We start from the raw sequence: 11,180 nt of genomic DNA, 5'->3' as shown, positions 1-11,180 counted from the left end.
CGCCGCGTCCCCCCGAGCCGGGCCCGGCCCGTCCCGGGGGCGCGGACGCGGGTTTCGGTGCCGGGGGGCACGGCGCCGCCCGCGGCCCGGCCGCGCCGGGGACACCGGGCCCGGCCCGGGGCCCGGTCCTTGCCGGCTCCGCGGCGAGTCCGCTCGCCGCGGGCCCCGACGGCGTCCCGGATCCCGCCGAGCCGCCCGTGGCCGCGGACGGAGTCCTCGTGCCCGGCGGCCAGGGCGCGGCGGCGCCCGGCGCCGGCGCGGGCACCCCCGGTCCGTGCAGGGCCCCGGTGCTGCCCGGCGGCGCCCGCGGCCCGCGAGGGCCCGTACGGGCCGCAGGGGGGCCGCCGCGCCCGGGCGACGGCCAGGGTTCCGGCCGGCCCGCGGCCGGAGCCGCCGCGCGACGCGTACGGGGCGCGGCGCGCACCGCGGCCGCCTCCGCCCGGGCCGCCGAGCCCGCCGCCCCGGGCGGGAACGGGCCGGCCCCGCTCGGGCGGTTCCTGGCGAAGGCCGCCGCCGTCACCGCCGGACTGACCGCCGCCGGAGCGGTGTTCGGGCTCGTGCGGGACCAGACCATCGCGCACCTCTTCGGAGCCGGGCACGACAGCGACGCCTTCCTGATCGCCTGGACCGTGCCCGAGATGGCCTCGACGCTGCTGATCGAGGACGCCATGGCGCTGCTGATGGTGCCCGCCTTCAGCCACGCCCTGGCCCGGCGGGCGGCCAGCCGGGCCGGGCTCACCCGCAAGGAGGCCCGGGCGCAGGACCCCGTACGGCTGCTGGTGGGGGCGACCCTGCCGCGGCTGGCCGTGCTGCTGGCCGCGGTGGCCTCCGTACTGGTCCTCGCCGCGCCGCTGGTCGTGGCCGTGCTCGCGCCGGGCCTGCCCGACCCCGGACTGGCCGTGCAGTGCACCCGGCTGACCGCGCTCACCGTGGCCTCCTTCGGCATCGCCGGATACTTCAGCGCCGCCCTCCGGGCCCACCGCTCCTTCGTGCCGCCCGCCGCGATCTACGTCTCGTACAACGTCGGGATCATCGGCACGATGGTGGCCCTGCACAGCCTGTGGGGCGTACGGGCCGCCGCCGCGGGAGTGGCCGTCGGCGGGCTGCTGATGGTCCTCGTCCAACTGCCCGCGTTCATCCGGAACGTGGGCTTCGGCCCGACCCGGCGCAAGGGCGCCCCCCGCAGCCAGCGCGACCGCGACCGGCCCACCCTCATCGCCTTCGGGGTCATCGCGCCCGTCATCTTCTTCGCCGTCTTCCGGCAGTCGCAGGTCCTTGTCGAGCGGTTCCTCGCCGCGTCCCTGCCGGCCGGGGCGATCTCGCACCTCAACTACGCGCAGAAGGTCGCGCAGATGCCGATGGTGCTCTCCCTGATGATCTGCACCGTCACCTTCCCCGTGGTTGCCCAGGCCATGGCCGGCGGTGAGCGGGAAAAGGCCCGGCGCCGGGTCGAACAGGACCTCGCCCTCGCCTCCCTCGCCGTCCTCATGGGCACCGCGCTGGTCATCGGCTACGCGCCGCAGATCATCCAGGTCCTCTTCGAACGCGGCGCCTTCACCCACCAGGACACCCTCGCCACCGCCTCCGTCATGCGGGTCTACGGACTCGGACTCCTCGGCCACTGCCTCGTCGGAGCACTGTCCCGGCCCTTCTTCTCGACCGCCCGGCCCACCTGGTTCCCGGCGTTCGCGATGGGCGCCGGACTGCTCGTCAACATCGTGGCCGGAGCCCTCGCCGTCGGCTGGTGGGGGACCTACGGCATCGCCGCCGCCAACGCCGCCGGAATCTCCACCACCGCCGTCCTGCTGCTCACCGGACTCGGCTCCCGGATCATCGCCATCCAGGTCCGCCGGGTCGCCGTCAGCATCGGCCGGCTCGCCGTCTCCGCGGCCGCCGCCTGCGCCACCGGCTGGATCGCGGGCCCGATGATCCCCGATCCCATGCTCAGCGCCGCCCTCGGCTGCCTCCTGGTCCCGGCCATGTTCGGGGCCACCGGCATGGCCATACGGGCCCTCGAAGTCACCGCCCTACCCGCCCAGATCTCCCAGCTCACCCAGAGGTTCCGCAATGTCCGCTGACACCGACACGGCGCCCGCCGCCGTGCTGGGCCCCGCCCGCCGGACCGCTTCGCCGTGGGTCCTGATGTACCACTCCGTCGCCGAGTTCACCGACCCCGCCGAAGACCCGTACGGGATCACGGTCACCCCCCGCGCCCTGGAGGCCCAACTGCTGTGGCTGCGCTCCCGCGGCCTGCGCGGGGTGTCGGTCGGCGAACTGCTCCGGGCCCGCGCGGCCGGGCGCGGTGCCGGGCTGGTCGGCCTGACCTTCGACGACGGCTACACCGACTTCCTCACCCGGGCGCTACCCCTGCTGCGCCGCTACGACTGCACCGCCACCCTCTTCGTCCTCCCCGGGCGGCTCGGCGTCGACAACGTGTGGGACCCGCTCGGGCCGCGCAAGTCCCTGCTCACCGCCGAGGGCATCCGCGAAGTCGCCGAGGCCGGACAGGAGATCGGCTCGCACGGGCTGCTCCACCAGGACCTCACCGCGGCCGCCGACGACGTGCTCCTCCAAGAGCTGCGCGGCAGCCGGGACCTGCTGCGCGAGCTGACCGGGAGCCTGCCCGAGGGGTTCTGCTACCCGTACGGGCACCTCGACGCCCGGGTCGTCGAGGCCACCCGGGCCGCCGGGTACGGCTACGCCTGCGCCATCGACCCCGGGCCGCTCGTGGGCCCGCACGCCCTGCCGCGCACCCACGTCAGCCAGGCGGACGGCGGCGCCCGGCTACGGATCAAGCAGCTGCGCCACCAGGCCCGCGAGCTGCGGCGGGCGGTGCGCCGGTGAGGGAGGTCAAGGCACTTCACATCATCACCGGGCTGGGCGTCGGCGGCGCCGAGCAGCAATTGCGGCTGCTGCTGCGGCACCTGCCGATGCGCAGTGACGTGCTCACCCTGACCAACCCGGGCCCGGTGGCCGAGGGGCTGCGGGCCGACGGCATCCGGGTCGTGCACCTGGGGATGCGCGGCAACCGGGACCTGGGGGCGCTGCCGCGGCTGGTGAGGTTCATCCGCCGCGGCCAGTACGACCTCGTGCACACCCACCTGTACCGGGCCTGCGTCTACGGGCGCCTGGCCGCCCGGCTCGCGGGCGTCGGGGCGACCGTGGCCACCGAGCACTCCCTCGGCGAGGCCGAGATCGAGGGCCGGCCGCTGTCGGGCGGGGTCCGGGCGCTGTACCTGGCCAGTGAGCGCCTGGGGTCGGCGACCGTGGCCGTCTCGGACACCGTGGCCGCGCGGCTGGAAGGCTGGGGGGTGCCCGCCGCACGGGTGCACGTCGTACCCAACGGGATCGAGGCCGTCCGCTTCCGCTTCGACGAAGGCGTGCGGCGGGGCACGCGGGCCCGGACCGGGCTGCCGGAGCGGGCCTTCGTGGTCGGCGGGGTCGGCCGGCTGGTGCCCGGCAAGCGGTTCGACGTCCTGGTGCGGGCGGTCGCCGCACTGCCGGGGGCGCACCTGCTGCTGGCCGGGGACGGGCCCGAGCGCGCGGCCCTGCGCCTGCTGGCCGCGGAGCTCGGCGCGCAGAGCCGGATCCACCTGCTGGGGGAGCGCGACCCGCTGGGCGACAGCGCGGACGGCCGCACCCCCGGCATCCCGGCGCTGCTGGCCGCGATGGACGTCTTCGTCTCCCCCTCGCGCGAGGAGGCCTTCGGGCTCGCCGTGGTCGAGGCGCTGGCCGCCGGACTGCCCGTCCTGCACGTCACCTGCCCGGCCATCGACGACCTCCCCGCCGACCAGGCCCCAGGCGCCCGCCGCATCGGGCCGGGCACGGAGGAACTGGTCGCCGCCCTGCGCGGCCACATGGAGGCGGGGGCCCGGCGCCTCCCGCCGCCCCCGGTGGTCCGCCGCTACGACATCGCCGGCAGCGCCCGCCGGCTCCTGGACGTCTACGCCCTCGCGCTGTCGGCTGCGCCGGGCCCGGCCGGTCCGCGTGCGGGTGCGGCGCCGTTGCCGGGGGCGCTGCCCCCGGAACCCCGCGCCTCGAACGCCGGCGGGGCCGAAAGCGCCCGGCGGTAACGGAGCCGGCTGATCCCACCCTTCCGAAACCCACTCCCTCCACTCAGGAAGCGAGCACGCTCATGGCCGACACCGCCGACCAGAAGACCGACCACAAGACCGACCAGAAGAGGTCCGAGCAGAAGAAGACCGACCCGAAGAGGTCCGAGCAGAAGAAGTCCGACCACCGCTCCGAGAAGAAGCCCCGGCGCCGGCTGCCGAAGCCACCCGCGTGGTGGCCGCTGCCCGCGTGCGCCCTGCTGGGCCTCGCCGCGGGCGGGGCGTACGGGGTGCTCAAGGCCCCCGAGTACGCCGCCACCAGCTACGTCGTCGCCGTCCCGGACGACACCACCGAGCCGGCCACCGCGCTCGGCTTCGCGCAGGCCTACGCCCGCATCGCGACCAGCAGTTCCACCCTCGCCTACGCCCAGCCCCGCGCGGGACTCGACGCCCGGCGGCTGCGCACCCAGGTGCGGGCCGAGACCTCCCCCGAGTCCCCGATGATCGCCATCACCGGCACCTCCAAGAGCCCGGCCGAGGCCGCCGACATCGCCAACGCCGTGGCCGACGCCCTGTCCCTGAGCAGCAATCAGGCCGCCAAGAACACCGGAGTCCAGCTGCTCCTGTTCAACCAGGCCGTCGCCCCGGCCGACCCGGCCTCCCCGTCCGCCCCCGTCAGCGGCGCCGTCGGGCTGTGCGCCGGCGGGCTGCTGGGCGGGCTGTGGCTGCTGGCCCGGCCCGCCCGCGGGCGGCGCGAGGACCGGCCCGCCGAGCCCGTGGTCCTGCCGGTCGAGGAGTACGCCTCGCTCCCCGCCCAGGGCGAGCCGGCCTCGGCCAAGGAGAAGGAGTCCGTGCGATGAGTCCGGGCTCCGCCGGGGCCCTGTCGGTGACGCTGTGCCGCGACCCCCGGCAGTTCGCCGCGCTGGAGGAGCCGTGGAACCGGCTCGTCCGCGGCTGCCCCACCGCCACCCCCTTCCAGAGCCACGCCTGGCTGCACTCCTGGTGGCTGTCGTACGGCAAGGACGGCCGGCTGCGGATCGTCCTCGTGCGCCGCGGCGAGGAGCTGGTCGGCGCGGCCGCGCTGATGCTCGTACACCGGCCGCTGCCGCTGCTGGTGCCGCTCGGGGGCTCCATCACCGACCACTTCGACGTGCTCGTGGCCGCGGACCGGGCCGGCCAGGTCATCCCGGCGCTGGCCCGCGGGCTGCACCGGGCCGCCCGCGGCGCGGTCGTCGACCTGCGGGAGGTACGGCCCGGGGCGGCGGCCGAGGCGCTGTACCGGCAGTGGCCCGGGGCGCGCGCCAGGCTCACCGACTCCACCTGCATGGAGCTGCCCGCGCTGCCCTTCGACGAGCTGGTCAAGCGGATGCCGGCCTCCGGGGGCCAGCGGGTCCGGGCCAAGCTCCGCAAGACCGACGCGGCCGGGATCGAGGAGCACGAGGTCACCGAGGCCGAGGTGCCGGGCGCCGTACGGACGCTGCTGCGGCTGCACGAGAAGCAGTGGCGCGGCCGCGGGGTGACCCCCGAGCACCTGCGGCCGCGGTTCGCCGAGCACCTGACCCGGGCCACCCGGCGGATGGTGCGGGCCGGGGAGGCCCGGCTGACCGAGTTCCGGCTGGACGGCGAGGCGGTGGCGGCCAACGTCACGCTGCTGTCGGCCGGGATGAGCGGCGGCTACCTCTACGGGGCCGACCCGGACCTGCGGACGCGCAAGGTGGACGTGGCGACGCTGCTGCTGCGCCACGAGGCCGGGCGGGCGCTCGCCGACGGCCGCCCGGTGGTGAGCTTCCTGCGGGGCAGCGAACCGTACAAGAACCACTGGCGGCCCGAGACGGTCGTCAACCAGCGGCTCCTGCTGGCCACGCCCGCGCTCGCGCCCCTGCTGCGGCTGCACGAGTCGCAGCTGACGGGGCGCGAGCGGGCGGTGGACGCGCTGCGGGAGACGCTGCCGGCCGCCCGGGACTGGCGGGCGCGGCTGAACGAACTGCGGGTCCGGTGACCGTGCCCGCGCCCGTGCGCCCGCCGCGCCACCACCTAGAACGGCCAGAAGCCGGAGTCCTTGCTCCAGTTGAGCTGGACGCAGACCGACTGCTTGCCGACCAGCTTGGAGAGCCACTCGCCGAAGTTGAGCGGCATGCACCACAGCGTGCTGTTGACGGGCGGCTGGGACGGCTGGGGATCGGGCTCGGGCGCCACCGGGCTCGGCGTCACGGGCGCGGGCACCGGGACCGGGACCGGGCTCGGTGCCGGGGCCTCCGGCGTCGGGACGGCGGGCGAGGGTGCGGGCACGGGGACTTCGGGCGTGGGTACGAGCGGGCTGGGGGTGACCGGGACGGGGACCGGGGTGGGGGTCGGGGTCTCGGGCGTGGGCTCCGGGCCGAGCGGGCTCGGGGTCACCGGCAGCGGGACCTCGGGTGCCGGCTCGGGCCATTCGGGCGTGGGAGCCACGGGCGTGGGGACCACGGGCGTGGGTACGAGCGGGCTCGGGTCCGGGCTCGGGGTGACCGGGGCCGGGGTGACCGGGGCCGGTGTGGGGGTGGGGGTCTCGGGCGTGGGCTCCGGGCCGAGCGGGCTCGGGGTCACCGGCAGCGGGACCTCCGGAGCGGGCACCGGGACCTGCGGCGTGGGGGTCCCGGGCGTCGGGACCTCGGGCGTGGGGACCTGAGGCGTCGGGATCTGAGGGGTCGGGATCTGAGGGGTCGGCACCTGCGGGGTCGGGACCGCCGGGCTCGGTACCACGGGCGTCGGGATCACGGGTGTGGGCACGACAGGCGTCGGGACCACCGGCGTCGGGATCACCGGGCCGGGCCTCTCGGGCGTCAGGGCCTCGCGGAAGACCTTCGAGGAGTCCGGGTTCTGCTTGCACTGCCACACGCCGTGCGGGCAGTAGTCGGTGATGGTGTGGTACAGCGGCTTGTGCTGCTCGATCCACTTCAGCATGCGCCGCACGTACTCCGGATTGTCCCCTCGCCGGAACAGCCCCCACTCCGGGTACGAGATCTGCTTGCCGTGTGCCTTCGCGAAGTCGACGTGTGCCTGGAGCCCGTACGGCTGGGTGATCTGGTCGTCGAACGTGCGGCCCGGAGCCTGGTCGTACGAGTCCATGCCGATGATGTCGACCACGTCGTCGCCGGGGTAGCACCGGGTCCAGCCGATGGCGTCCGTACCCCGGTTCGGGGCGAAGTCGAACTTGAACTCCTGGCCGGGCACGGAGCGCATCGTCCGGACGATGCGCTTCCAGTACACCTTCCAGTTCTCCGGGTCCGGCCCGCAGCGGTGGGTGTAGGTGGTGCCGTTCATCTCCCACCCGAGCACGATCACCGTGTCCGGGACGTTCAGCGCGACCAGCCGCTCGGCGAGCTTCCTGAAGTGGTGGTCGTACTGGCCCTCCGCGCCCGCCCGGATCAGCTGGGCCACCTGGTAATCGGGCACCCGGGCTTCGTTGCGCGCCTGCATGGGCACATTGAGGACGAACATCCGGTCGTCCTGGGCCCGCCGCCACGCGGCCCAGGAGGAGAGGAAGGAGACGTTGCCCTCGATGCCCGGCCACACGTCACCAGGGAGGTAGGTGTGCCCCACCCGGATCTCCCGGCCGCCCAGCCAGTGCGACAGCTGCGGGATCCGTGCCACGCCGGACGGCCCGAAGTGGAGGTACGCGCCCATGGCGATGCCGGAGCTCCCGGAGGTGTCCTCCTCGGGCGCCTGGAGCGCGGCGCCGGTGGCGAGCAGTCCGGCCGTGACCGTACCGATGCAGGTGCTCGCCAGTCGGCGGCGTGGTCTGGGCATGGCGTCTCCCGAGCTTTCCTGAATCGGTGTGCTTACCAAAGACGTTAGGCATCAGATCTGACGAATGGCCTGTCCGGTGACTGACGGGTAGGCCATTCGCAGGTGCGCACCACCCCCGCTTGGTCCGACTAGGTGAAAGACACCACCTCCATGCACGCGTTCGCCCACCATGTGCCCGCCGTTCTGCTCAGACTCGATCGGAATCCGTTCCACCACGGAACCCTTGGCGCCGTCAGATCCCTTGGCCGCAAGGGTGTGGAGGTCCATGCCGTCGTCGAGGCCGGGGGAGGTCCCATGGGGCGTTCGCGGTACCTGCGCGCCGTACATCCCGGGCCGGAGGAGGGGCTGGACCCCGAGGCGCCCGAGGCGCTGCTGGAGTGTCTGACCGGGGTGTCGGAGCGGATCGGCCGGCAGGCCGTGCTCGTCGCCATGGACGATCTGAGCGCCATCGCCGTGTCCCGGGTCGCCGCGGTGCTGACGGACCGTTTCCGGATCCCCCATCAGCCCGACAACCTGCCCGCCCGGGTGGCCGACAAGGCGGAATTGTCCCGGCTCTGCGCCCGGTGGGACATCGCGCACCCGGAGACCGTGATCCCGGCGAGCGGTGCGGAGGCGGCGGACGCCGCCTGGCGCCTGGGCCTGCCGGTGGTCGCCAAGTGGAGCAGGCCCTGGCTGCTGCCGGCGGGGGCCGACGGGCTGCGGAGCACCACGCTGGTGCACACCACCGCCGAGGTGCGGCGGCTGTACGAGCGCTCCGCCGAGGCCGGGAGCAGGCTGCTGCTCCAGCGGTTCCTGCCGGCCGGTCCGGACACCGACTGGTTCTTCCACGGGGCCTTCACCCGGGGCGGCCATCCGCTGCTCGCGGGCTCCGGCCGCAAGGAGCTGTCCTGGCCGGTGCGCACGGGCCTGACGGCGGTGGGCCGCTGGCTGCCGGACCCGGCCGTGGAGGAGGCCGGGCTGCGGCTGGCCGAACGGCTCGGCTACCAGGGGATCCTGGACCTGGACTTCCGCCGGGACGAGCGCGGCACCTTCCGGCTGGTGGACTTCAACCCGCGCCCGGGGGCGCAGTTCCGGCTGTTCACCGACGCGGCCGGGCTGGACGTCGTACAGGCGATGTACCTGGACCTGACGGGCCAGCGGGTTCCGCAGCCGGTGGGCGGGCCGGGCCGGGTGTTCGTCGCCGAGAACTACGCGCTGCTGGCGGCGGTCCGCGGGCGCTCCCTGCCGCGCCGCCCCGCGGCGGGCCGGGCGGTGGCCTCCGCAGACCCGGCGGCGGCCGGCCAGGCGGACGGCGCCGCGGATCCGGCCCTGCCGGCGGCCGCCGTTCGGCGGACCGGCCCGGGCCGGGCGAGGACGCCGGGGCCGGTGCCGGCCGGCCGGCCCGGGCGGCCGGCTGCGGGGAGGGAACTGGGGGACCGGGGGCGGGTGGAGGCGGCCTGGTTCGCCGCCGACGACCCGATGCCGTTCCTGGCCATGCTCCTCGCCTTCCTCGGGCGCGGGTTCGGCAAGGGGGCGCGCGTCCTGCGGGGCGTGCCCGCCCAGGGGCGGCGCACCGCCCGCGCGGCGGTCCGGGCGCCCCGCCAGCGGGGGCGGGACCAGCCCGGGCCGACGCCGCTCTCCCGGCCCGCGCCGCCGGAGGCATCGGCGGAGCCGGACGAGCTGGTGACCCGTTGAGGACGAGACTGGAAGGACGGCAGTGACGCGGATGGACGATCTCGTGGTGGTCGGCGCCGGCCCGTACGGGCTGTCGATCGCCGCGCACGCCGCGGGCGCGGGGCTCGACGTACGCGTGCTGGGGCGGCCGATGGCCTCGTGGCGCGACCACATGCCCGAGGGCATGTACCTCAAGTCGGAGCCCTGGTCGTCCAATCTGTCGTCTCCGGACGGGCGGCACACCCTGGCCGAGTACTGCGCCGGCCGCGGACTGGCCGCGGAACACGGCACTCCGCTGCCGATCGGCACGTTCAGTGCGTACGGGATGTGGTTCGCCCGGCACGCCGCGCCGGAGGTGGAGGAGGTGACCGTCACGGAGGTGACCCCGCAGGGCGAGGCCTTTCGGATCCGCACCGCCGAGGGGCCCCCGCTGCTCGCCCGTACGGTCGCCCTCGCGGTCGGCGTGATGCCCTTCGTCCACCGGCCCCGGGCGCTGCGGGACCTCCCGCCCGGGCACTGCTCGCACAGCACCGGCCACCGGGACCTGTCCCGGTTCGCCGGGCTGGAGGTCGCCGTGCTCGGAGCCGGGCAGGCGGCGCTGGAGACCGCCGCCCTGCTGGCCGAGCAGGGCGCCCGGCCCTGCCTGGTGGCCCGGCGCTCCCGGCTGAACTGGAACACCGAGCCGCAGCCCCTGGACCGGCCCGTGCTGCGCTCCCTGCGCGAGCCGCACAGCGGGCTCGGCACCGGCTGGCGCAGCTGGGCGTGGTCGGAGCTGCCCTGGGCGGTGCGCCGGCTGCCCGCCGAGACCCGGGAGCGGATCGCGGCCACCGCGCTGGGACCCGCGGGTGCCTGGTGGCTGCGGGACCGGTTCGAGCGGCGCGTCCCCGTGCTGCTCGGGCACCGGCTGCACCGGGCGGTGGCGGTGGGCGAGCGGACCCGGCTGGGGCTGACCACCAGGGCCGGGGAGTCCGTGGTCCTGGACACCGCGCACGTCATCGCCGCCACCGGGTTCACCCCGGACCTGGCCCGGCTGGAGCTGCTCGACGCGGGGCTGCGGGCCGCGCTGCAGACCGTAGGGGGAAGCGGGACCCCGGAGCTGAGCCGGGGCTTCGAGTCCTCGTGGCCCGGGCTGTTCTTCGCGGGGCTGCTGACGGCTCCCTCATTCGGCCCTTCCATGCGATTCGTGCACGGCGCGGGCTTCACGGCGGGGAGACTGGTGAGAGGAGTACTGCGGCACCTCGGCACCCGGGGGCCGCTGCCTGGCGAGAGACGGACGGCGCCCGACCGGGCGAAGACGTATCTGCGATGAGATCTGCGGTGAGAGGGGTCCTCGATGAGCGCGGAGCGAGCACAGGGCCGTGGCTGGGTACGCATTCCGGCCAGCCGTGCCGAACAGCCCCCCGCGGCCAGGACCGCGGGGTACGCCCCGGGCACGCAGGGATCCCCGTACGCGGCCCCGTACGCGGCCCCGCGTACGGGACCGTACGCCGGGCCCTACGCGGCGGGCCCGGCCACCGACCACGCCACGATCTACCTCTCCCTCGTCAAGCGCTGGCGGGAGGCCGGGCGCACCCTTCCGGGGCATCCTGACGAGGAGTGGGAGCGGCTGATCTCCCAGCCGTGCTGGCCAGGCCGTTAGGTGGTGTGACTCTTGGCAGCGGCGGAGCACGACAGATCCGGGCAGGGCCG

8 protein-coding genes and 1 pseudogene are annotated in these 11,180 nt (G+C 75.6%); 8 read left to right on the top strand and 1 reads right to left on the bottom strand.

Annotation, left to right across the window (positions count from 1 at the left end):
* Nucleotides 1–287: 287 nt before the first annotated feature.
* From AB0D94_RS27285 to AB0D94_RS27265, 5 genes are all read left to right on the top strand, one after another.
* Nucleotides 288–2,078, top strand: a complete 1,791-nt coding sequence (locus AB0D94_RS27285; protein ID WP_362056569.1) for a lipid II flippase MurJ — start codon at nt 288–290, stop codon at nt 2,076–2,078.
* Nucleotides 2,068–2,844 (top strand): polysaccharide deacetylase family protein, encoded by a 777-nt coding sequence (locus tag AB0D94_RS27280; RefSeq protein WP_362056553.1) that lies wholly within the window; start codon nt 2,068–2,070, stop codon nt 2,842–2,844. The genes AB0D94_RS27285 and AB0D94_RS27280 overlap by 11 nt, the downstream gene beginning before the upstream one ends.
* A complete protein-coding gene (locus AB0D94_RS27275; protein WP_362056551.1) occupies nt 2,841–4,073 on the top strand; it encodes a glycosyltransferase in 1,233 nt (410 codons plus the stop codon). The genes AB0D94_RS27280 and AB0D94_RS27275 overlap by 4 nt, the downstream gene beginning before the upstream one ends.
* A 62-nt stretch (nt 4,074–4,135) precedes the next feature.
* A complete protein-coding gene (locus AB0D94_RS27270) occupies nt 4,136–4,912 on the top strand; it encodes a lipopolysaccharide biosynthesis protein (protein WP_362056549.1) in 777 nt (258 codons plus the stop codon).
* Nucleotides 4,909–6,051: a GNAT family N-acetyltransferase gene (locus AB0D94_RS27265; protein WP_362056547.1), complete on the top strand. Its 1,143-nt coding sequence runs from the start codon at nt 4,909–4,911 to the stop codon at nt 6,049–6,051. The genes AB0D94_RS27270 and AB0D94_RS27265 overlap by 4 nt, the downstream gene beginning before the upstream one ends.
* Before the next feature lie 830 nt (nt 6,052–6,881).
* Here the strand turns inward: AB0D94_RS27265 and AB0D94_RS27260 are convergent.
* Nucleotides 6,882–7,838: pseudogene (locus AB0D94_RS27260) on the bottom strand (glycosyl hydrolase); the annotation flags it as partial.
* Between the two features lie 150 nt (nt 7,839–7,988).
* Here AB0D94_RS27260 and AB0D94_RS27255 point away from each other — a divergent pair.
* From AB0D94_RS27255 to AB0D94_RS27245, 3 genes are read left to right on the top strand one after another with little or no spacing between them, the layout of a single operon-like run.
* The gene (locus AB0D94_RS27255) at nt 7,989–9,512 is read left to right on the top strand and encodes an ATP-grasp domain-containing protein (RefSeq protein WP_362056567.1); all 1,524 of its coding nucleotides are present in this window, start codon (nt 7,989–7,991) and stop codon (nt 9,510–9,512) included.
* A 31-nt stretch (nt 9,513–9,543) separates the two neighbouring features.
* Entirely contained in the window at nt 9,544–10,800 is a 1,257-nt protein-coding gene (locus tag AB0D94_RS27250; RefSeq protein WP_362056545.1) for an NAD(P)-binding domain-containing protein, read from the top strand.
* Nucleotides 10,801–10,824: 24 nt separating this feature from the next.
* Complete coding sequence (locus AB0D94_RS27245) at nt 10,825–11,130, top strand: hypothetical protein (protein ID WP_362056543.1); 306 nt, start codon at nt 10,825–10,827, stop codon at nt 11,128–11,130.
* Nucleotides 11,131–11,180 lie beyond the last annotated feature (50 nt).

The organism is Streptomyces sp. NPDC048255 (genome assembly GCF_040652415.1).
GTDB lineage: Bacteria > Actinomycetota > Actinomycetes > Streptomycetales > Streptomycetaceae > Streptomyces.
Note: the sequence above shows the minus strand (reverse complement) of the source record. Positions and strands in the feature narration are given on the sequence as shown.